The following is a 21,030-nucleotide window of genomic DNA, read 5'->3' as shown; positions in this document are numbered from 1 at the left end:
AAGCCAGCGTGAACGCATCGCACTCCCCGGGGCCCGTGCCCCCCGACGTGGAGGCCCGCCCCGCGCGGCTCACGGTCGGCGTCGTCGGCGCGGGCCGGGTCGGTCCCGCGCTCGCCGCCGCGCTGCGGATGGCCGGGCACCGCCCCGTCGCCGCGTCGGGCGTCTCCGACGCCTCCCGCCGCCGGGCCGCCGCCCTGCTGCCCGACGTACCGCTCGTGGAGCCCGCCGAGGTGCTGGCCCGCGCCGAGCTGGTGCTGCTCACCGTCCCCGACGACGCGCTGCCGGACCTGGTGACCGGGCTCGCCGAGACCGGGGCGGTACGGCAGGGCCAGCTGCTGGTGCACACCTCCGGCCGGTACGGCACGGGTGTCCTGGCCCCGGCACTGCGCGCGGGCGCGCTGCCGCTCGCGCTGCACCCGGCGATGACCTTCACCGGCACCTCCGTCGATGTGCAGCGGCTGGCCGGCTGCTCCTTCGGCGTCACGGCCCCGAAGGAGCTGCGGATGGCCGCCGAGGCGCTGGTCATCGAGATGGGCGGCGAGCCGGAGTGGATCGAGGAGTCCGCCCGGCCGCTCTACCACGCGGGCCTGGCCATCGGCGCCAACCACCTGGTCACCCTCGTCGCCCAGTCCATGGAACTGCTGCGCGCCTCCGGGGTCGCCGAGCCCGGCCGCATGCTCGGCCCGCTGCTCGGCGCCGCCCTCGACAACGCGCTGCGCTCCGGCGACGCCGCACTGACCGGCCCGGTGGCCCGCGGCGACGCCGGCACGGTCGCCGCCCATCTGTCCGAACTGCGCGAGCACGCGCCGGAGATGGCGGCGTCCTATCTCGCGATGGCCCGCGCCACCGCGGACCGCGCGCTGGCGGGCGGCCTGCTGAAAGCCGAGTTCGCCGAGGCGTTGCTCGGCGTACTCGCCGACGGGGCCGGCGGAACCGGCGGCAGCGGCGGCAACGGGCCGTCCGGCGGCGGAGAACGGGGAGAGCGATGACCGAACTGGTCCACACCGCGCGCGAGCTGAGGACGGCCGTCGAGGGCCGGTCCGGCGCGACGGGCGTCGTCATGACGATGGGCGCCCTGCACGAGGGCCACGCCACCTTGATCCGTACCGCCCGCGAACGGGTCGGCGACGGCACCGTGGTGGTCACCGTCTTCGTCAACCCGCTGCAGTTCGGCCCGAGCGAGGACTTCGACCGCTACCCGCGCACCCTCGACGCCGACCTCAAGGTCGCCGAACAGGCGGGCGCGGACGTGGTGTTCGCCCCTGCCGTGGACGAGGTCTACCCGGGCGGCCGGCCCCAGGTGCGGATCGGCGCCGGGCCGATGGGCGAGCGGTACGAGGGCGCGTCGCGCCCCGGCCACTTCGACGGGATGCTCACCGTCGTCGCCAAGCTGCTCCACCTGACCCGGCCCGACGCCGCCTTCTACGGCCAGAAGGACGCCCAGCAGCTCGCGCTGATCCGGCGCATGGCCACCGACCTGAACTTCCCCGTCGAGATCGTCGGCGTCCCCACCGTGCGCGAGCCGGACGGCCTGGCCCTGTCCAGCCGTAACCGCTACCTCTCCGAGGGGGAGCGCCGTACCGCCCTGGCCCTTTCCCGCGCCCTGTTCGCCGGCCGTGACGCGGCCGGGCGGGGGCCGGAGGCCGTACGGGCCGCCGCCCGGGCGGTGCTGGACGGCGCCGAGGGCGTGAGCGTGGACTACCTCGCCCTCGCCGACCCCCGCGACTTCTCCGAGGCGCCCGCGGACCACACCGGACCCGCGGTGCTCGCGGTCGCCGCCCGGGTCGGCGCGACCCGCCTGATCGACAACCTGCCACTCGACTTCGGAGGCGCCCTGTGAGCACCACCGGCATACGGCTGCTCGCCCCCGCGCCCGGCTGGGCGCACGAGGCCGACGTGGTGGTGGTCGGGTCCGGCGTCGCCGGGCTGACGGTCGCGCTGCGCTGCGCCGCGCAGGGGGCCCGGGTCACCGTCGTGACCAAGGCCCATCTCGACGACGGCTCCACCCGCTGGGCCCAGGGCGGCATCGCCGCGGCCCTCGGCGAGGGCGACACCCCGGCGCAGCACCTGGACGACACCCTGGTGGCGGGTGCCGGGCTGTGCGACGAGGAGGCGGTCCGCGTCCTGGTCACCGAGGGACCCGACGCGGTGCGCCGGCTGATGGCGACCGGCGCGCACTTCGACACCAGCGAGACCACCGGCGAGATCCTGCTGACCCGCGAGGGCGGCCACCACCGCCGCCGCATCGCGCACGCGGGCGGCGACGCGACGGGCGCGGAGATCTCCCGGGCCCTGATCGAGGCCGTGCGCGCGGCTGGGATCGAGTTCATCGAGAACGCCCTGGTCCTGGACCTGCTCACCGACGCCGAGGGCAACACCGCCGGGGTGAGCCTGCACGTCATGGGCGCGGGGCAGCGCGACGGGGTCGGCTCGGTCCGGGCCCGGGCCGTGGTGCTGGCCACCGGCGGCATGGGCCAGGTGTTCTCCGCGACGACCAACCCGTCGGTGTCGACCGGTGACGGCGTGGCGCTGGCGCTGCGGGCCGGGGCGGAGGTCTCGGACCTGGAGTTCGTGCAGTTCCACCCGACGGTGCTGTTCCTCGGCGCGGACGCCGAGGGCCAGCAGCCGCTGGTCTCCGAGGCGGTGCGCGGCGAGGGAGCGCACCTCGTGGACGCCGACGGCGTGCGCTTCATGCAGGGGCAGCACGAGCTGGCCGAGCTGGCCCCGCGGGACATCGTCGCCAAGGGCATCATGCGCCGGATGCAGGAGACCGGCGCCGACCACATGTACCTCGACGGCCGCCACTTCGGGGCCGAGATGTGGAGCAAGCGCTTCCCCACGATCCTGGCCGCCTGCCGCGCCCACGGCATCGACCCGGTGACGGAGCCGATTCCGGTCGCCCCGGCCGCGCACCACGCCTCCGGCGGGGTGCTCACCGACCTTCACGGCCGCACGACCGTGCCGGGCCTGTACGCCTGCGGCGAGGTCGCCTGCACCGGTGTGCACGGCGCCAACCGGCTGGCGTCGAACTCCTTGCTCGAAGGGCTGGTCTTCGCCGAGCGGATCGCCGCCGACATCGCCGCCCACCCGGCGGACCCCGGTATCCCGGTGGTCCCGGCCGCCGGCCGCTTCCCGCTGCTGCCCTCCGAGGCGCGGTACGCGATCCAGCGGATCATGACGCGCGGGGCGGGTGTGCTGCGCAGCGCCGCCGGCCTGGAGGAGGCGGCCGGGGCGCTGCACCGGATGTACGCCGACGCCGCCGAGCTGCTGGAGCGCGACGGCAAGACCGCCGAGCCCTGCGTGGAGACCTGGGAGGCGTCCAACCTCTGCCTGGTCTCCAGGGTGCTCGTCGAGGCCGCCCGGCGCCGTGAGGAGACCCGCGGCTGCCACTGGCGCGAGGACCGCCCCGCGCGGGACGACGACAACTGGCGCCGGCACATCGTCGCCACCCTCGATCCCCCCGCCTCCCACGGCCTCCGGCCGGGCGGGGCGGTGCCCGCCGCACCCGCTACTCTCACCATCCGCACCACCGACACAGCGGACTTCGCCCCCGGCCCCCGGCCCGGGGGACCCCACCCGACCCGCCCTGGAACGGAGCAGCAGCGATGAGCACGCCCGACCAACCCCTCCTGCAGATCGGCGGCCCGAGCGGCGGCGGAGGCGGTGGCTGCGGTGACGGCTGCGGCTGCGGCGCCGGCGAGGAGCACGCGTACGACCCGAACGAGTGCGGTCTCGACCCGGGCCTGGCCCAGCTGCTGGCGGACGCCGACCTGGACCCGGTGCTGGTCGAGGACATCGCCCACATGGCGATCGAGGAGGACCTGGACGGCGGGGTGGACGTCACCACCGTCGCCACCGTCCCCGAGGACGCCTTCGCCACCGGCGACTTCACCGCCCGCGAGGCGGGCGTGGTGGCCGGCCTGCGGGTCGCCGAGGCGATCCTGTCCGTCGTCTGCACCGACGAGTTCGAGGTGGAGCGGCACGTCGAGGACGGCGACCGGGTCGTGGCGGGCCAGGTGCTGCTCTCCGTCCGCACCCGGACGCGGGACCTGCTGACCGCCGAGCGCAGCGCGCTCAACCTGCTGTGCCGGATGTCCGGCATCGCCACCACGACCCGCCGCTGGACGGACCTGCTGGAGGGCACCAGGGCCCGGGTCCGCGACACCCGCAAGACGACCCCGGGCCTGCGCGCGCTGGAGAAGTACGCCGTGCGCTGCGGCGGCGGCGTCAACCACCGCATGTCGCTGTCGGACGCGGCCCTGGTCAAGGACAACCACGTGGTCGCCGCGGGTGGCGTCGCGGCCGCCTTCAAGGCCGTGCGGGACGAGTTCCCGGACCTGGCCATCGAGGTCGAGGCCGACACCCTGCACCAGGTCCGGGAGGTCCTGGAGGCGGGCGCGGACCTGATCCTGCTGGACAACTTCACCCCCGCCGAGACCGAGGAGGCCGTCGCGCTGGTCGCCGGCCGCGCCGCACTGGAGTCCTCGGGCCGGATCACCCTGGAGACCGCCCGGGCCTACGCCGAGACCGGCGTGGACTACCTGGCCGTGGGCGCCCTGACCCACTCCTCGCCGATCCTCGACATTGGCCTCGACCTGCGCGCCGCGGATGCCGCCGGCCCCGCGGGCGACGGACCGGAGCGGGACTGATGCTTCTCACCATCGACGTCGGCAACACCCACACCGTGCTGGGGCTGTTCGACGGGGACGAGATCGTCGAGCACTGGCGGGTCTCCACCGACCCGCGGCGCACGGCGGACGAGCTGGCGGTCCTGATGCAGGGCCTGATGGGCATGCACCCGCTGCTCGGCGAGGAGCTCGGCGACGGCATCCACGGCATCGCGATCTGCTCCACGGTGCCCTCCGTGCTGCACGAGCTGCGCGAAGTCACCCGCCGGTACTACGGCGACGTCCCCGCCGTCCTGGTGGAGCCCGGGGTGAAGACCGGTGTCCCGGTGCTGGCCGACAACCCCAAGGAGGTCGGCTCGGACCGGATCATCAACTCGCTGGCCGCCGTGCACCTGTACGGCGGCCCGTGCATCGTCGTGGACTTCGGCACGGCCACCACCTTCGACGCGGTCACCACCCGCGGTGAGTACGCGGGCGGTGCCATCGCCCCCGGCATCGAGATCTCCGTGGACGCCCTCGGGGCGCGCGGCGCGCAGCTGCGCAAGGTCGAACTGACCCGGCCGCGCAGCGTCATCGGCAAGAACACCATCGAGGCGATGCAGTCCGGCATCCTGTACGGCTTCGCGGGCCAGGTGGACGGCGTGACCGAGCGGATGGCCCGGGAGCTCGCGGACGACCCCGACGACGTCACCGTCATCGCCACCGGCGGCCTGGCACCCCTGGTGCTGGGCGAGTCGGCGGCCATCGACGTCCACGAACCGTGGCTCACCCTCATCGGGCTGCGCCTGGTCTACGAGCGCAACGTCCAGGCGACCTGACGGGCGGCGAACGGCCGCCGGACGGCCGCCGGGGCACCCGTCGGCACGGCACGCCCGGGCATATCTGGTTACGCGTATTTTGTCCGCTTAGTACGTAAAGTCAGTGCATGCCCACGCCACACGGGTCCCGAGGCGGAATGGCGTTCAGCGCGGATGAACTGCGCGTGCTCCGGCGCGCCCTCTCAGCGGCCCTTCAGTCCAGCACCACGACCCCCACGCCCGACGATGTGCGGGACTATCTGCGTCTTGTCGAGGACGTGGACGAGGCGGCCCGGGAGGCCGGGCGGCTGCGCACCTTCCTGCTCGCGGAGCTCGCCCGCTACCGGGCGGCGCTGCCCGGCAGCGCCGCCGGCTACCTCGAACGGCTGACCGGCGCGCTCGACACGGGCTACGTCCCCGTGCCCGACGACCTCGCGGCGTTGCGCATGCTGCGCACCCACCCGTCCTCCGAGGCCGAGACGCACCGGCGATACGGCGTGCTGCGCCGCTGCGAGCACTTGGCGGAGCTCGACGTCCGCGCCCGGCTGGCGGCCCGCATCCCGGCGCCCGCCTCGCCGCCCGTCACGGCCCGCCTGGGGCGCACCAGGCTGCGGGCCCTGCCCGGCGGCCGGACCTCCGCGGACGACCCCGCGGAACGCGGCCGGGGCCAGGAGCCGAAGCCGGCGCCGCGGCCGGACCCGAGAACACCGCCCGCGGATCCCGACGCCCCCGAGCACGACGAGCCCAAGCGCAAGGTGCCGACCCCCGCGGAGATCTTCCCGCCGCGCCGTCGCACCCAGCCGCCGCCCCCGGAGCAGCTCGCCACGGGCTGATCCGGGCCGCCGGAGTCCCCCGGGCCGACCGGGCGACGGAGCCGCGCGGGGGCGTGGCTACTCTGGTCGCATGGACTACGTCTCCGCGCTCGTGCCCCCGACCGTGATGGCCATCGCGTTCACATTCCTCATCAGGACGCTGATCAAGAGCCAGGGCGGGGCCAACAAGGCCAAGGAGGACGCGGTGGTCGACGCCGCACTCGCCACCAACGCCGCCCACGCCGCCCACGCCGCTCCCGCCGCCCCGGCCCCCCGGCCGGGCGGCGCCGAACCCCGGGTCTGACGCCCGGGGTTCTCCGGCATTCCAGGGCATTCCGCCCGATTGCCACTAGTATTCGGGTGTGCCCCGTCCCCTGGGAGACCTCGAAGACTCCGTCATGACACGGGTGTGGCGCTGGAACCGCCCGGTGACGGTCCGCGAAGTGCTCGAGGATCTGCGCCGGGAGCGCTCCATCGCGTACACGACGGTCATGACCGTAATGGACAACCTTCATCAGAAGGGCTGGCTGCGCCGGGAAGCCGAAGGGCGCGCCTATCGCTATGAGGCGGTTTCCACGCGCGCCGCTTACTCCGCCGCGCTGATGCACGAGGCGTGGGCCGCGAGTGACAACCCGGCGGCGGCTCTTGTCGCCTTCTTCGGGATGATGTCGGCGGAACAGCGAGAAGCGCTCAGGGACGCAATGCGGGTCGTCCAATCCGCTGAACCCGCAGAACCCGCTGACCCCGGCGAGACGCCGGGATCGGACGGGCGATAGCGTCCGCACATGCCCGCCGCTTCAAATGACGTCACCATCCGCCGGGCGCGCACAGGTGATGTGCCGGCCGTCCGGCGACTGCTCGACGCCTATGTCCGGGACCGCATCCTGCTGGACAAGCCGACGGTCACGCTTTACGAGGACATCCAGGAGTTCTGGGTCGCGGAACGCGATCAGGACGCCGAGGTCGTCGCCTGCGGGGCGCTCCACGTCATGTGGGAGGACCTCGCCGAGGTGCGCACTCTCGCGGTCGACCCGGTCCACCACGGGCACGGCATCGGCCATCTCGTACTGGAGAAGCTGCTGCAGACCGCGCGTTGGCTGGGAGTACGGCGAATTTTCTGCCTCACCTTCGAAGTGGACTTCTTCGTGAAGCACGGCTTCGTGCAGATCGGTGAGACGCCGGTCGACGGCGATGTCTTCGGTGAGCTGCTGCGGTCAAAGGACGAGGGTGTGGCCGAGTTCCTCGACCTCGAACGAGTGAAACCGAACACCTTGGGCAACAGCCGGATGCTGTTGCATCTCTGACGCCGCTCCGCGGGCGCCTCCAGGACAACAGTATGTCCGATACGTTCCCCGGCGGAAGACCGCGTACAGCGTGATGGACCGGAGCAGTTCGGGCAAGGGGTTTGAGTTTTCCGGGAAAAGGCGGTTTGCTTTTACCGGTTATCCGTATTCGATGAAAGGGAAGCCGGTGGCACAGAAGGTTCAGGTCCTTCTTGTTGACGACCTCGACGGCGGCGAGGCGGATGAGACCGTGACGTTCGCACTCGATGGAGTGACTTACGAGATCGATCTCACCACCGACAACGCCGACAAGCTGCGCGGCCTGCTGAGCCCCTACGTGGACGGCGGCCGGCGCACCGGCGGCCGTGCGGGCCGTGGCCGCACCGTGAAGGCCGCCTCCCGCGGCGGCTCGGCGAGCCAGGACACCGCGAAGATCCGCGCCTGGGCCAAGGAGGCGGGCTACGAGGTCAACGACCGCGGCCGCGTCCCGGCGCAGATCCGCGAGGCGTACGAGAAGGAGCACGGCTGACCGGTCCGGCCGGTGCGCAGCCGGACCCGGTGGCAGGCGTTCGCCAGCGCGGACACCAGGGCCACCAGGCCGACGGGCCCCGCGGGGTCCCCGTCGGCCGGGGAGTTCCCGACCGTGAGGGCGGGCAAGTGCGGCGCGCCCGTGTGGCTGTGCCCGCCCGTTCCGGGTGGACGCAGCCACACGGGCGCGCCGTTGTTCCGCCCGGGAAGCCCCTGCACCGGCACCAGGTCCAGCGGGACGCCGGTCCACTCCAGCCAGTCCAGCAGTCCGGGGAGCTCCGCGGCCCCGCCGGCGGCCACGTAGAACCGCATGCGCGGCCCCTCCAGCGCCACCGGCCCGGTCCGCGGGGCCGGGAAGCGGTCCAGCACCTCGTACCCGGCCGCGGCGGGCACGTCGAGGGCGTCCATGCCCGTCGTGCGCCGTGCTTCCCGGATGCGCCGGATGTCCTGCGAGGCCTGCATGTCCTGCGCAACGCCGCGGACCCGGCCGCGGTTACGAGGGCCGTCACCAGGAGTACCCGGGTGCCGGTATCCCGTCACTGTCCGTGAATTCCCTGGACGCAAGCCTGTTCGCCTGTAGCAGACAGCGGGCGCGCTCCCTGCATGGACTGTCGGTGGGAGCGGGTAAGAAATACCTAGTGGGAAGGGACGACGGGCATGTCGGACAGGCGGGGCGTTCGCCCTCGGCGTACTGGATAAAGGGCTATCCGCCTGGCCTGCGGGAACATCGTCTCGCACCATCAAGTTGTGGCTGTTGTCGACGGCGCGGGGGGTAAACGACCCCGCGAGGTGTCGACGGTTGAAGTGAGCTGCCCCGCTGTGCGGGACTAGCATGCGGAAGGACAGGGAGGGGACACGCCCCTAACTGCCCGACCGCTCTGAGGAGCGATTAACGATGTTCGAGAGGTTCACCGACCGCGCGCGGCGGGTTGTCGTCCTGGCTCAGGAAGAAGCCCGGATGCTCAACCACAACTACATCGGCACCGAGCACATCCTCCTGGGCCTTATCCACGAGGGTGAGGGTGTCGCCGCTAAGGCCCTGGAGAGCCTCGGGATTTCGCTCGAGGCGGTCCGCCAGCAGGTTGAGGAGATCATCGGGCAGGGGCAGCAGGCCCCGTCCGGTCACATCCCCTTCACCCCCCGGGCCAAGAAGGTCCTGGAGCTGTCGCTCCGTGAGGCCCTCCAGCTCGGCCACAACTACATCGGTACGGAGCACATCCTGCTCGGCCTGATCCGCGAGGGCGAGGGCGTCGCCGCCCAGGTCCTCGTGAAGCTGGGCGCCGATCTGAACCGGGTGCGGCAGCAGGTCATCCAGCTGCTCTCCGGTTACCAGGGCAAGGAGGCCGCCACCGCCGGCGGTCCCGCCGAGGGCACGCCCTCGACCTCGCTCGTCCTGGACCAGTTCGGCCGCAACCTCACTCAGGCCGCTCGTGAGACCAAACTCGACCCGGTCATCGGGCGCGAGAAGGAGATCGAGCGCGTCATGCAGGTGCTGTCGCGCCGCACCAAGAACAACCCCGTCCTCATCGGCGAGCCCGGCGTCGGCAAGACCGCCGTCGTCGAGGGCCTGGCCCAGGCCATCGTCAAGGGCGAGGTCCCGGAGACGCTGAAGGACAAGCAGCTCTACACGCTTGACCTCGGTGCCCTGGTCGCGGGCTCCCGCTACCGCGGTGACTTCGAGGAGCGCCTGAAGAAGGTGCTCAAGGAGATCCGCACCCGCGGCGACATCATCCTGTTCATCGACGAACTCCACACCCTGGTGGGTGCGGGTGCCGCCGAGGGCGCGATCGACGCCGCCTCGATCCTGAAGCCGATGCTCGCCCGCGGTGAGCTGCAGACCATCGGCGCCACCACGCTCGACGAGTACCGCAAGCACCTGGAGAAGGACGCGGCGCTGGAGCGCCGCTTCCAGCCCATCCAGGTCGCGGAGCCGTCGCTGCCGCACACCATCGAGATCCTCAAGGGCCTGCGGGACCGCTACGAGGCCCACCACCGCGTGTCCATCACGGACGCTGCCCTGGTGGCCGCGGCGACCCTCGCCGACCGCTACATCTCGGACCGCTTCCTGCCGGACAAGGCGATCGACCTGATCGACGAGGCCGGTTCCCGGATGCGCATCCGCCGGATGACCGCTCCGCCGGACCTGCGCGAGTTCGACGAGAAGATCGCCGACGTGCGCCGGGAGAAGGAGTCCGCGATCGACTCCCAGGACTTCGAGAAGGCCGCCTCTCTCCGTGACAAGGAGAAGCAGCTGCTTTCCGCGAAGACCAAGCGGGAGAAGGAGTGGAAGGCCGGCGACATGGACGTCGTCGCCGAGGTCGACGAGGAGCTGATCGCCGAGGTCCTGGCCACCGCCACGGGCATCCCGGTCTTCAAGCTCACCGAGGAGGAGTCCTCGCGTCTGCTGCGCATGGAGGACGAGCTGCACAAGCGCGTCATCGGCCAGAAGGACGCGATCAAGGCCCTCTCGCAGGCCATCCGCCGCACGCGGGCCGGCCTGAAGGACCCCAAGCGCCCCGGTGGCTCGTTCATCTTCGCCGGCCCGTCCGGCGTCGGTAAGACCGAGCTCTCCAAGACGCTCGCCGAGTTCCTCTTCGGCGACGAGGACGCGCTGATCCAGCTCGACATGTCCGAGTTCAGCGAGAAGCACACCGTCTCGCGGCTCTTCGGCTCCCCGCCGGGATACGTCGGCTACGAGGAGGGCGGCCAGCTCACCGAGAAGGTGCGCCGCAAGCCGTTCTCCGTCGTCCTCTTCGACGAGGTCGAGAAGGCCCACCCGGACATCTTCAACAGCCTGCTGCAGATCCTGGAGGACGGTCGGCTGACCGACTCCCAGGGCCGGGTCGTGGACTTCAAGAACACGGTCATCATCATGACCACCAACCTCGGCACCCGGGACATCTCCAAGGGCTTCAACCTCGGCTTCGCGGCCGCGGGTGACGTCAAGACCGGGTACGAGCGGATGAAGGCCAAGGTCGGCGAGGAGCTCAAGCAGCACTTCCGCCCCGAGTTCCTGAACCGTGTCGACGACATCGTGGTCTTCCACCAGCTCAGCGAGGAAGACATCATCCAGATCGTCGACCTGATGATCGCCCGGGTGGACGAGCGCCTCAGGGACAAGGACATGGGCATCGAGCTCAGCCCCGAGGCCAAGTCGCTGCTCGCCAAGCGCGGCTACGACCCCGTGCTGGGCGCGCGGCCGCTGCGCCGGACGATCCAGCGCGAGATCGAGGACGTGCTCTCCGAGAAGATCCTCTTCGGCGAGCTGCGCACCGGCCACATCGTGGTCGTGGGCACCGAGGGCGAGGGCGAGAACATCAAGTTCACCTTCCGCGGTGAGGAGAAGGTGGCCGTCGCCGACGCCCCGCCGGTCGAGGCGGCCGGCAGCGGCGGTTCGGGCCCGAACCTCAGCAAGGACGCCTAGTCGCGCATCAATCGAACACCGGGGCCGGCCCCGTCCGTACACGAGTACGGACGGGGTCGGCTCATTTGCGTTCCCGATGAACCCACCCTTGTTGTGCTCGTCTGATTTATGGAAAGGTGAGGCCGGCTCACACACGGGAATCCTTCAGCCTTCCTTCTCCGTGGGCCGCGTCCCCCCACCCAGCTGCGTGCCCGTCGGTGGAATGGTTCGTACTTTTCCCGGCGCGGCGAACGCGGAAGGAAACGCTCGTTGAAGGATTCGTTCTCCTCGAATTCCCCGCACCCCGGCCATTTGTTCGACGTTTCGGACGAGGCCCTGTCGGTGGAGCTCAGGAACTTCTCGGGAAAGAAAGCCCTCCACCAGCCCTTCGAGGAGTTGCTGGCCCGCCATTGGCGACCGGTCTTCGAGTACGCCGAGCTGTGCGCCGTCTCCGGGCACACGGCGGGCATCCTCGCCTCGGCCGCCTTCACCCGGGTCTTCGTCGACACGCTGCGGCTGACCGGCCCCTCGTCCGCCTGGCGCCCGGAGCTGCTGGTCACCGTCCACCGCATCGCGGAGGAATGGGCCACGGACCGCCGGCGGGCCTCCCTCCACCGCGGACTGCGGCTGCGCGGCGACCAGGCCGATCCGCGCCTGGCCGTCCCGGACAACCGCCGGCTGGTCCACCGGGCGTTCCAGCGGCTCCCCGAACCGGCCCGCTGCCTGCTCTGGCACGTCGAGGTCGACGCGGAGAACGTGGCCGTGCCGGCCGCCCTCCTCGGCGTGGGCCACGAGAAGGCCGCCGGGCAGCTGGAGCTCGCGCGCACCCGCTTCCGCGAGGCCTGCGTCCAGGCCCACCGGGACCTGGCCCCGTACGAGAGCTGCCTGCAGTTCAGCCGGCTGCTGGACATCTCCATCCACCGCGGCGGCGCCGGGCTCGTGCCCGACCTGCAGCGCCACATCGCCAAGTGCGACCACTGCCGGTACGCCGCGGAGCAACTCGACCACTCCGGGGACCGTTTGGGCGCGCTGATCGCCGAGGCGGTCCTGGTCTGGGAGGCGCGGGCCTACCTCGACTCGCGCCCGGCGCGCCGGGCGGCGCGTGACAACGATGCCGCGGCCGCTGCGGCCGGTCGCCCCGGAGGTCCGGCCGGGCCCCGGCACGGCGGCAGGCGGCGGAGGCCCGGCGGGCTGCTGCGCGGCCGCGGGCGGCCGGGCGCGGCCGGCGCGACGGCCCTGGGGGTCGGCGGCGTCGTGCTGGTCGTGGCCGCCGTCGCCGGCCTCGCAGGGCTCCTGTCGGACGGCGGAACCGACGACCGGGCCTCGGCGGGCGTCTTCCCGGGCGCGTCCGTCAGCACCGCCGCTTCCGGTTCCACGTCCGCTTCCGTCCCGGCCTCGCCCACGGACTCGGCGTCCGGCGCCGTCACCGGACGGGGTTCCGGCGCTGTCACCGCCGACCCCGCGCCGGGCGGCGGGCTGCGGGGGCGGCTGCGCAACCAGGGCAGCGACCTGTGCGTCGACCTCACCGGGCGCGGCACGGTCCTGGGCACCACGGCGCGTACCGCGGTGTGCGACTCCGGGGCCACCCAGTTCTGGACGTACGAGCGGGACGGGCTGCTGCGCAGCGTCGCCGAGCCCTCGTACTGCCTGAACTCGCACCGGGGCGCGGCGCTCGAACTGGGACTGTGCACCGCCTCGTTCGTCACCGGTGCCGAGGATGTGCGCTACGACCTGACCCTCACCGGCGATCTCGTACCGCGCTGGAACCAGCAGCTGGCCGTCGCGCCGGACGGTGGGCAGGCCGGCGCCCGGGTCGTCCTCGCACCGCGCGACGGCCGCTCCGCCCAGCGCTGGTCGCTCGACGCCTCGTTCGAGCCGTCGCGCTTCCGGTCCGTCGCCTTCGGCCGCGCGCCCGTCGTGCTCGCCGCACTGAATTCCGCAGAAGAAAGGCCGTGAGGGCTTTTCCCGATGCGTGGCGCAGGCCACGGGACTTTGGTCCCCAGGGGCGGCCCTTCGTCCTTCGGGGGCCATTTCCTTTGGTCCTGCGGGCGGTGACCTGACCCACGTGACCTGGGACACGTACGAAGGGCAATAGGGGAAGCCGGCCCGGTGGAACGGGGAGCCGGGCGGCATGGAGCGAAATTCCTACGATGCCGCATAGTGGATGCGGGGGTTTGTCCTCGCCAGGAATGCCGGGTTACCTGTGAATCGCGGCCGACAACCGCGAGACTTATCCGGCTATTCCCGCGAGGTATTGCGCATGCTCAAGCCCAACTTCTCCAACTCCGTCATCCGCGGCCGCGGCGCCGCCGTGACCGCCGGCGTCGTGGCGTCGCTGGCGCTCGGCGCGGCGGGCACGGCTTCGGCCGCGACCCAGGACGCGGGGCTGCTGGGGATGGGTGCGGCGGGCAAGCTGGCGAAGGCCACCCGTGCCCAGGCCGACGTGCAGCAGCGCGCCGCCGTGGCCGGCAAGGCCGACCGCCATGCGCGCACCCAGCTGCACGTGGCGCACCAGGAGCGGCTCTCCGTCGCCTGGATGAAGCCCGTCAAGCACTACCAGCTCTCGGCCGGCTACATGAAGAACGGTGCGCACTGGGCGCACAAGCACTCCGGCCAGGACTTCGCCGTCGCCATCGGCACCGATGTGCACGCCGTGCACAGCGGCACCGTCGTGACGGCCGGCTGGGGCGGCGCCTACGGCAACAACATCGTCATCCGCCACAGCGACAACACGTACTCGCAGTACGGCCACCTGTCGAAGATCGAGGTCCGCGTCGGCGAGCACGTGAACACCGGCGAGAAGATCGCGCTGTCCGGCAACACCGGCAACAGCACCGGCCCGCACCTGCACTTCGAGATCCGTACGACCCCGTACTACGGCTCGTCGGTGAGCCCGCTGCCCTTCCTGCGGGCCGAGGGTGTCTCGGTCTGATCCCGCGGTGACCTGTCGTCCCGGTAGGTCTCGGCGATGAGCCCCTGGGCGACCTCGAGGACGGCCGCGCGCTTCTCCTCGGGGTCGCCCTCGATGTTCTGCATCGTGAACATCCCCGCGTGCATGGCGAAGACGGCGGTGATCGAGCGGACCTGGTCGGTCAGCGGGGCCTCGGGGTCGCGCAGCAGGGCGTGCACGGCGAACATCTTGGACTTGAAGCCCTCACCGATGCTGAGGTCGCGGACCGTGGCCTGGTTCTCCTGGAGGAAGCGGAAGAGCGGGCCCGAGGTCCACAGCGCCTCGCTGTAGCGGCGCAGCACCTCGCACTTGGTCTCCAGGGTGCGGGGCTGGTCGGCCGCCCACTCGATCAGCTCGTCGACCGGGGAGGTCAGATCCTCCACGATGCCGATGAGGATGTCTTCCTTGGTCTTGAAGTGGTAGTACAGCGCCGCCTTGGTCACGTCGAGGTGCTCGGCGATCTCGCGCAGCGAGGTCTTCTCGTACCCCTGCTGGGCGAACAGTTCGAGCGCGACGTCCTGGATGCGGCGGCGCGTATCACCTCTGCGTGCGTGCGGCGTGGCCATGGGCGAACTTTAACTTACTTGACGCCCGGCTAGTAAGCGGCTTACATTCAGGATGCCCCGGGCAACTAGCCGGGCGGCAGGTAAGCAACTCACGACAAGTGCGTGACAAGTAGGGGAGCTTGTAATGGCGGACACCGCCGAGGCACCGCAGCGCAGTGTGCGCGTGGTGTTGTTCGGGCTGATGATCGCGATGCTGCTCGCGATGCTCGACAACATGATCGTCGGCACCGCGATGCCCACCATCGTCGGCGAACTGGGCGGCCTGGAACACCTGTCGTGGGTGGTCACCGCTTACACCCTCGCGACGGCCGCGTCGACGCCCATCTGGGGCAAGCTCGGCGACATGTACGGCCGCAAGGGCATCTTCATGGCGTCGATCGTGATCTTCCTGGTCGGCTCCGCGCTGTCCGGCATGGCACAGGACATGGGCCAGTTGATCGCCTTCCGCGCCGTCCAGGGCCTGGGCGCCGGCGGTCTGATCGTCGGTGTCATGGCGATCATCGGTGACCTGATCCCGCCCCGCGAGCGCGGCAAGTACCAGGGCATGATGGCCGGCGTCATGGCGGTCGCCATGATCGGCGGCCCGCTGGTCGGTGGCAGCATCACCGACAACTGGGGCTGGCGCTGGAGCTTCTACATCAACCTGCCGCTGGGCGTGGTCGCGCTCTTCGTGATCTCGGCGGTGCTGCACCTGCCGAAGAAGCGGATCAAGGCGCGCATCGACTACCTGGGCGCTTCGCTGCTCACCGTCAGCATCACCTCGCTGGTGCTGCTGACCACGTGGGGCGGCAACCAGTACGCCTGGGGCTCGGCCCAGATCCTCGGCCTGCTGGTCCTCGGCCTGGTCACGCTCGCCGCGTTCATCTACGCCGAGACCCGCGCCGCGGAGCCCGTGCTGCCGCTGCACATCTTCCGCAGCCGCAACTTCGCGCTGATCTCCGTGATCGGCTTCCTGGTCGGCTTCGTGATGTTCGGCGCGATGACCTTCCTGCCGCTGTTCCAGCAGACCGTGCAGCACGCCTCCGCCACCAACTCCGGCCTGCTGCTCCTGCCGATGCTGCTGTCGATGATGGTCGTCTCGCTCATCGCGGGCCGGGTCACCACGCAGACCGGCAAGTACAAGATCTTCCCGATCATCGGTGGTGCCCTCATCGCGGTCGGCCTCTACCTGCTGTCGACGATGGACACCGGCACCAGCCGCTTCGTCTCGGGCGTGTGGATGGCCGTGCTCGGCGCGGGCATGGGCTTCCTGATGCAGATCACGATGCTCATCGCGCAGAACAGCGTCGAGATGAAGGACATCGGCGTCGGTTCCTCGTCCTCCACCCTGTTCCGCACCATCGGCGGCTCGTTCGGTGTCGCGCTGTTCGGCGCGATCTTCGCGCACCAGGTGCAGGACTCGATGAGCGCCAGCCTCGGCAGCAGCGGTTCCGGCGCGGCGTCCGGGCCCGCCCAGATGGACATGGCGAGCCTGGCCAAGCTCCCGGAGCAGGTGCAGCAGGCCTACTTCCACGCGGTCGCCGACGGCACGCACCACGTCTTCCTGTGGGGCGCCGCGCTCAGCCTGATCGGCTTCGCCGCGGCGTTCTTCGTCAAGGAGATCCCGCTGCGCGGGGGCCCGTCCGCGAAGGCCGGCGAGGAGAAGAGCGGCGAGCAGGAGGTCGTGGCGGCCGTCGAGGCCTTCTGAGCCCCGGACCCGCCCCGTCCCGCCCGCTCCCGCTGTGACCCGTGCTCGCACGGGGGTCGCTGTCCGACCCCCGTGCGAGCATCGTCGTATGGCGGTGAACCTCCGGCTCCTGCGGCAGCTGCGGCTGGCCAAGGACGCGATGGACCGCGACTGGGCCCAGCCGCTGGACCTGGACGCGGTGGCCGCGCACGCCGGTTACTCCCGCTACCACTTCGTGCGCTCCTTCAAGGCGGTGTACGGCGAGACGCCCGGGCAGTACCTGAGCCGGCGCCGCATCGAGCGCGCGCAGGAGATGCTGCGCACGGCGGACCTGGCGGTCACCGAGATCTGCACGCTCGTCGGCTTCTCCAGCCTGGGCACCTTCTCCAGCCGCTTCAAGCAGCACACCGGGCTCACCCCGACCGAGTACCGCGGCAAGCACCTCGGCCGCGGCGCCGCCCTGATACCCGGGTGCTACGCGCTGTTCTGGGCCGGCGGATTCCGCAATTCCGGAGAAGCGCCGTGAGACGGCCCGCGCCTAGCGTGGAGGGGCAAGCACGCGACCCCCTCAGGAGCAGGTCATGACCACTGGGATCACCGGTATCTCCATCGTCACCGTCTGGGTGCAGGACCAGGAACGGGCCAAGGAGTTCTACACCGACAAGCTCGGCTTCGAGGTGCGCACGGACATGAGCATGGGGGCGATGCGCTGGCTGACCGTGGGCCCCAAGGAGCAGCCCGACGTCGAGATCACCCTCATGGTGCCCGGGCCGCCCGCGCTCGACCCCGAATCCGCCGAGCAGCTCAGGGCGCTGGTCGCCAAGGGCGTCCTCGGCGCGGGCGTGCTCCGCACCGACGACATCCACGCCACCTACCGCGACCTCAAGGGCAAGGGCGTCACGTTCCTCCAGGAACCCCAGGAGCGACCCTACGGCACCGAGGCGATCATGCGGGACGACTCCGGCAACTGGTTCAGCCTCACCCAGCGCCGCGACGGGCTGGACCTCAGCAAGGACTGGGCGGACGGCACGCAGGAGCAGATCGACGGCTGAGGCTCGGGCCCGGGCCGGCCGGGCAGGGGCCTAGTCGCGGGGGAGCAGGAGCCGGGCGACGGCGCCGCCGCCGGCGGAGTCGGGGGCGTTGCGGAAGGTCAGGCGGGCGCCGAGGACGCGGGTCTGGCCGGTGGCGATGGTGAGCCCCAGGCCGTGACCACCGCCGGCACGGTCGCTGCTGCCGGTGCGGAAGCGGCTCGGGCCGTCGTGGAGCAGGTCCTCGGGGAAGCCCGGGCCGTGGTCGCGGATCTCCAGGTAGGGGCCGTCGACCGTGACCTCGATGGGCGCCCGGCCGTGCCGGGCCGCGTTGCCGAGCAGGTTGGCCAGCACGCGTTCCAGGCGCCGGGGGTCGGTGCGCACGACGGCGTCGTCGCGTATGTCGACGGTGGCCGCGGGCACCACCGCGGCGACCCGGCGGCGCACGAAGTCGCCGAGCGCGACGTCCTGGAGGTCGGCCTGCTCGGCGGCGCCGTCGAGCCGGGCGACCTCCAGCACGTCCTCGACCAGGGTGCGCAGCGCCTGCGCCCGGTCCCGCACCAGCTCCGCGGGGCGGCCCGGCGGCAGCAGTTCGGCGGCGGTGACCAGACCGGTCACCGGGGTGCGCAGTTCGTGGGCGATGTCGGCGGTGACCCGGCGTTCGGCCTCCAGCCGTCCGGCCAGGGCGTCCGCCATGGCGTCCACCGCGCGCGCGAGTTCGTCCGTCTCGTCGCGGACCCGGCCCCCGATGGCCTCCCGCACCCGGACCCGGGTCTCCCCGTCGGCCACCCGGCCCGCCGCCACGGCGGCCTTGCGGAGCCGGCGGGACAGCTGGCCGCCGATGAGCACGCCGAGCGCGGTGCCGCCGACCACGACCGCCGTGGAGCCGATGACGAGCGCCTGGTCCAGGTCCTCCAGGACCGAGAAGCGGTCGGTGAAGGTGGTCTTCAGCGAGAGGATCTTGCCGTCCGCGAGCGGGGTCTCGGCCCACACCATCGGCGCGCCGCCGGTGTCGGCGACGAAGGTGGCCCGCTTGCCCTCGCGCGCCAGCCGCTTCAGCGGGGCCGGCAGGGCCGGGTCGTTCAGCTGGGCGTCGATGGTGAGCCGGCCGGTGGACTCGTAGATCCGCTGCGCGAACTGCACCCGCTCGTTCTGCACGTCACGGGAGTTCTCGATCATGCTGGCGCGGGCCGCGTTGTGCACCACCAGGCTCAGGACGAGCGCGACCAGGGCCGACACCACCGCGATCGCCGCGCACACCTTCCAGCGCAGACCGACCTTCGGCAGGGGGCGGAGCCCGGCCGCCCGGCGCGCGATCACCGGGCTCAGCCCCGCAACTTGTAGCCGAAGCCGCGGACCGTCTCGATCCGGTCCTGGCCGACCTTGGCGCGCAGCCGCTGCACATGGACGTCCACGACGCGTGTGTCGCCGCCCCACGCGTAGTCCCAGACCCGCTCCAGCAGCCGGTCCCGGGACAGCACGGTGCCCGGCGCCGCCGAGAACTCCAGCAGCAGCCGCATCTCCGTCGGGGTCAGCGCCAGCCGCTCGCCGCCGCGCCGCACCTCCATGCCCTCCGGGTCCACCTCCAGGTCGCCGAAGGCCAGCACCCCGGCCCCGGCCGGCTCCTCGCCGGCCGCGGCCAGCCGGAAGCGGCGCAGCACGGCCCGCATCCGGGCGGTGAGCACGGCCCCGTCGAAGGGCTTGGTCACGTAGTCGTCGGCGCCCGCCTCCAGGCCGAGCACCACGTCGATCGCGTCGGCCCGCGCAGACAGCATGATCACCGGCACCGTGGACTCGTCCCGGATGCGCCGGCACAGGCTCACCCCGTCCAGCCCCGGCACCATGACGTCCAGCAGCGCCAGGTCGGGCCGGCGGGCGCGGAACGCGTCCAGCCCGGACAGGCCGTCGGGCACGGCCGTGACCTCGAAGCCGTCCCGCTCCAGCGCCAGCGTGGTGGCCTCGCGGATGACGTCGTCGTCCTCGACGAACAGGACGTGCGTGTCAGCCATGGGACGTGCCCTCGTCGCCGGCCTCGTAGTCGCGATGACTGAAGGAGATCTCGTCGAAGCGCGTCCCGTTCCACCGGTAGGTGGTGATGTCCTCGCCGGAGGGGTTCGACACGGCGTCCTGCGGCTCGTACACCTGGTGGGTGACCTTCAGGCTGCCGTCGCTGATCTCGGCGTAGACGGGGGGCTGCTCGTCGGCGAAGACGTTGACGTACTTCCCGTGCTCCCGGCGGTAGACGTACGCGCCGATGCCCACCCCGTCGCCGCAGGTCGAGACGGTGACGACGAGGTCGGCCGCGCCCCTGCCGGTCAGGTCGCCGTAGCGGTCGTCGACGGGGTACAGGATCTCCTGGTCTTGGACGGCCGGCACCGGTGTCCGCGCCGCGGGCACGGTCCCGGTGCCGCCGTCGCGGACGGTCGATCCGGGGACGGACGAGGCGGCCACGCACGCCACCAGCCGGGCGCGGATGTCCTCGGCGACCTTGGGGTCGGACTTCACCAGGCGCACCGCGTCCGCGACGGGCGTACGGGCCGGACTCGGGGTGACACCGCCGCCGACGGCCTTGCGCGCCGGCGCCGTCGGTACCGCACTGGTGAACAGCGGCGCCGGCACCGGGAGCGCCGAGGACAGGACGGTGCCCTCCTCCCGCACGCCGCCGGCGTCACGGCAGCTGGTCACGGCGACGAGCGCCGACCCGCACACCGCTACCGCGGCGACGGCGGCGCCGACCGGGACTATGCTGCGGCGCACACACCCTCCGTCCTGACGTCCCCGGACCCTTCGGGCCCCTCGGACTTTCCGTACCCGTTGCTCTGCCCCTCGAGGTCGGCGCGCAGTCGCGCCAGCGCCCGGTGCAGTGTGCTCTTCACGGTACCCACCGACATGCCGAGAGCGTGCGCCGTCTCCTCCGTGCTCAGCTGCCGGTAGTGGCGCAGCAGGACCACCTGGCGCTGCTTCGGCGCCAGGCCCTGCAGCGCGTCCAGCAGCATGGCACGGTCCGCGCGCTGCTCGGAGCCGTCGTCGACGGCGCCCTCGGGCAGCTCGGGGGTCGGCACCTCCTCCAGGCGCCGGGCCCGCCACCACTCGGTACGGGTGTTGATCATCACTCGGCGCATGTAGGCGTCGGCGAGGTTCTTGTCGGCGATGTCGTCCCACCGCGGGTAGGTGCGGGCGAGCGCGGTCTGGACGAGGTCCTGCGCGTCGATCGGGTCCGGGACGAGGCGGCGGGCGCTGCGCAGCAGGGCGTCCTGACGGCTCCGTACGTACTCCTCGAAGTCCATCACCTGGGCTGACCCCTGGGCGTTCGCCCCCATGGCGTCCCTCCGCTCCGTGCGTTCCATCACGACGCGGCCGACGCTACGG

The 21,030-nt window shown here is 71.9% G+C and carries 22 protein-coding genes; 16 read left to right on the top strand and 6 right to left on the bottom strand.

Going from position 1 to position 21,030, the window contains the following annotated elements; translation table 11 throughout:
* Nucleotides 1-8 precede the first annotated feature (8 nt).
* The 10 genes from ACFYXS_RS34365 (at nucleotide 9) to ACFYXS_RS34320 (ending at nucleotide 8,049) form a co-directional block, all read left to right on the top strand.
* Nucleotides 9-989: a Rossmann-like and DUF2520 domain-containing protein gene (locus tag ACFYXS_RS34365; RefSeq protein ID WP_389255452.1), complete on the top strand. Its 981-nt coding sequence runs from the start codon at nucleotides 9-11 to the stop codon at nucleotides 987-989.
* Nucleotides 986-1,840 (top strand): pantoate--beta-alanine ligase, encoded by an 855-nt coding sequence (gene panC, locus ACFYXS_RS34360; RefSeq protein WP_389255450.1) that lies wholly within the window; start codon nucleotides 986-988, stop codon nucleotides 1,838-1,840. The genes ACFYXS_RS34365 and panC overlap by 4 nt, the downstream gene beginning before the upstream one ends.
* Nucleotides 1,837-3,609, top strand: a complete 1,773-nt coding sequence (locus ACFYXS_RS34355) for an L-aspartate oxidase (protein ID WP_389255448.1) — start codon at nucleotides 1,837-1,839, stop codon at nucleotides 3,607-3,609. The genes panC and ACFYXS_RS34355 overlap by 4 nt, the downstream gene beginning before the upstream one ends.
* Nucleotides 3,606-4,649: a carboxylating nicotinate-nucleotide diphosphorylase gene (gene nadC, locus ACFYXS_RS34350; protein WP_389255446.1), complete on the top strand. Its 1,044-nt coding sequence runs from the start codon at nucleotides 3,606-3,608 to the stop codon at nucleotides 4,647-4,649. The genes ACFYXS_RS34355 and nadC overlap by 4 nt, the downstream gene beginning before the upstream one ends.
* Entirely contained in the window at nucleotides 4,649-5,446 is a 798-nt protein-coding gene (locus tag ACFYXS_RS34345; RefSeq protein ID WP_389255444.1) for a type III pantothenate kinase, read from the top strand. Before nadC ends, ACFYXS_RS34345 begins: the two co-directional genes overlap by 1 nt.
* 107 nt (nucleotides 5,447-5,553) lie before the next feature.
* Entirely contained in the window at nucleotides 5,554-6,258 is a 705-nt protein-coding gene (locus tag ACFYXS_RS34340) for a hypothetical protein (protein WP_389255442.1), read from the top strand.
* A 70-nt stretch (nucleotides 6,259-6,328) separates the two neighbouring features.
* Nucleotides 6,329-6,541 carry a hypothetical protein gene (locus tag ACFYXS_RS34335; protein ID WP_389255440.1) on the top strand — a complete coding sequence of 71 codons (213 nt, stop codon included), beginning with the start codon at nucleotides 6,329-6,331 and terminating at the stop codon, nucleotides 6,539-6,541.
* 58 nt (nucleotides 6,542-6,599) lie between these two features.
* Entirely contained in the window at nucleotides 6,600-7,013 is a 414-nt protein-coding gene (locus tag ACFYXS_RS34330) for a BlaI/MecI/CopY family transcriptional regulator (RefSeq protein ID WP_319663573.1), read from the top strand.
* 9 nt (nucleotides 7,014-7,022) lie between these two features.
* The gene (locus tag ACFYXS_RS34325) at nucleotides 7,023-7,541 is read left to right on the top strand and encodes an amino-acid N-acetyltransferase (RefSeq protein WP_389255438.1); all 519 of its coding nucleotides are present in this window, start codon (nucleotides 7,023-7,025) and stop codon (nucleotides 7,539-7,541) included.
* Between the two features lie 166 nt (nucleotides 7,542-7,707).
* A complete protein-coding gene (locus tag ACFYXS_RS34320; RefSeq protein WP_319663575.1) occupies nucleotides 7,708-8,049 on the top strand; it encodes an Lsr2 family protein in 342 nt (113 codons plus the stop codon).
* Here ACFYXS_RS34320 and ACFYXS_RS34315 read toward each other — a convergent pair.
* Nucleotides 7,980-8,510, bottom strand: coding sequence for a hypothetical protein (locus ACFYXS_RS34315; RefSeq protein ID WP_389255436.1), 531 nt, complete (start codon nucleotides 8,508-8,510; stop codon nucleotides 7,980-7,982). The genes ACFYXS_RS34320 and ACFYXS_RS34315 overlap by 70 nt on opposite strands.
* Nucleotides 8,511-8,943: 433 nt before the next feature.
* Between ACFYXS_RS34315 and ACFYXS_RS34310 the strand changes: the two genes are divergently transcribed.
* From ACFYXS_RS34310 to ACFYXS_RS34300, 3 genes are all read left to right on the top strand, one after another.
* Nucleotides 8,944-11,472 (top strand): ATP-dependent Clp protease ATP-binding subunit, encoded by a 2,529-nt coding sequence (locus ACFYXS_RS34310; RefSeq protein ID WP_384292779.1) that lies wholly within the window; start codon nucleotides 8,944-8,946, stop codon nucleotides 11,470-11,472.
* Nucleotides 11,473-11,721: 249 nt separating this feature from the next.
* Nucleotides 11,722-13,407: a ricin-type beta-trefoil lectin domain protein gene (locus ACFYXS_RS34305; RefSeq protein WP_389255434.1), complete on the top strand. Its 1,686-nt coding sequence runs from the start codon at nucleotides 11,722-11,724 to the stop codon at nucleotides 13,405-13,407.
* A gap of 304 nt (nucleotides 13,408-13,711) precedes the next feature.
* Nucleotides 13,712-14,383 (top strand): M23 family metallopeptidase, encoded by a 672-nt coding sequence (locus tag ACFYXS_RS34300; protein WP_389255432.1) that lies wholly within the window; start codon nucleotides 13,712-13,714, stop codon nucleotides 14,381-14,383.
* Here ACFYXS_RS34300 and ACFYXS_RS34295 read toward each other — a convergent pair.
* Nucleotides 14,326-14,967 carry a TetR/AcrR family transcriptional regulator gene (locus ACFYXS_RS34295; protein WP_389255430.1) on the bottom strand — a complete coding sequence of 214 codons (642 nt, stop codon included), beginning with the start codon at nucleotides 14,965-14,967 and terminating at the stop codon, nucleotides 14,326-14,328. The genes ACFYXS_RS34300 and ACFYXS_RS34295 overlap by 58 nt on opposite strands.
* 124 nt (nucleotides 14,968-15,091) lie before the next feature.
* Here ACFYXS_RS34295 and ACFYXS_RS34290 point away from each other — a divergent pair, with 124 nt between their 5' ends.
* The 3 genes from ACFYXS_RS34290 (at nucleotide 15,092) to ACFYXS_RS34280 (ending at nucleotide 17,685) form a co-directional block, all read left to right on the top strand.
* Entirely contained in the window at nucleotides 15,092-16,654 is a 1,563-nt protein-coding gene (locus ACFYXS_RS34290) for an MDR family MFS transporter (protein WP_389255428.1), read from the top strand.
* Between the two features lie 88 nt (nucleotides 16,655-16,742).
* On the top strand, nucleotides 16,743-17,159 hold the full coding sequence (locus tag ACFYXS_RS34285) for a helix-turn-helix transcriptional regulator (protein ID WP_389255426.1): 417 nt from the start codon (nucleotides 16,743-16,745) through the stop codon (nucleotides 17,157-17,159).
* A 55-nt stretch (nucleotides 17,160-17,214) separates the two neighbouring features.
* Nucleotides 17,215-17,685 carry a VOC family protein gene (locus tag ACFYXS_RS34280; RefSeq protein ID WP_389255424.1) on the top strand — a complete coding sequence of 157 codons (471 nt, stop codon included), beginning with the start codon at nucleotides 17,215-17,217 and terminating at the stop codon, nucleotides 17,683-17,685.
* Nucleotides 17,686-17,715: 30 nt separating this feature from the next.
* Here ACFYXS_RS34280 and ACFYXS_RS34275 read toward each other — a convergent pair whose 3' ends face one another.
* From ACFYXS_RS34275 to ACFYXS_RS34260, 4 genes are read right to left on the bottom strand one after another with little or no spacing between them, the layout of a single operon-like run.
* Nucleotides 17,716-18,981 (bottom strand): ATP-binding protein, encoded by a 1,266-nt coding sequence (locus ACFYXS_RS34275; protein WP_389255422.1) that lies wholly within the window; start codon nucleotides 18,979-18,981, stop codon nucleotides 17,716-17,718.
* Between the two features lie 5 nt (nucleotides 18,982-18,986).
* Nucleotides 18,987-19,670: a two-component system response regulator CseB gene (gene cseB, locus ACFYXS_RS34270; RefSeq protein WP_389255420.1), complete on the bottom strand. Its 684-nt coding sequence runs from the start codon at nucleotides 19,668-19,670 to the stop codon at nucleotides 18,987-18,989.
* Nucleotides 19,663-20,418, bottom strand: a complete 756-nt coding sequence (locus ACFYXS_RS34265) for a hypothetical protein (protein WP_389255418.1) — start codon at nucleotides 20,416-20,418, stop codon at nucleotides 19,663-19,665. Before ACFYXS_RS34265 ends, cseB begins: the two co-directional genes overlap by 8 nt.
* A complete protein-coding gene (locus ACFYXS_RS34260; RefSeq protein ID WP_389255416.1) occupies nucleotides 20,403-21,008 on the bottom strand; it encodes a SigE family RNA polymerase sigma factor in 606 nt (201 codons plus the stop codon). Before ACFYXS_RS34260 ends, ACFYXS_RS34265 begins: the two co-directional genes overlap by 16 nt.
* Nucleotides 21,009-21,030 lie beyond the last annotated feature (22 nt).

This window comes from Streptomyces sp. NPDC002574, from assembly GCF_042889545.1.
Taxonomy (GTDB): domain Bacteria; phylum Actinomycetota; class Actinomycetes; order Streptomycetales; family Streptomycetaceae; genus Actinacidiphila.
This window is presented reverse-complemented; position numbering and strand designations above follow the sequence as displayed.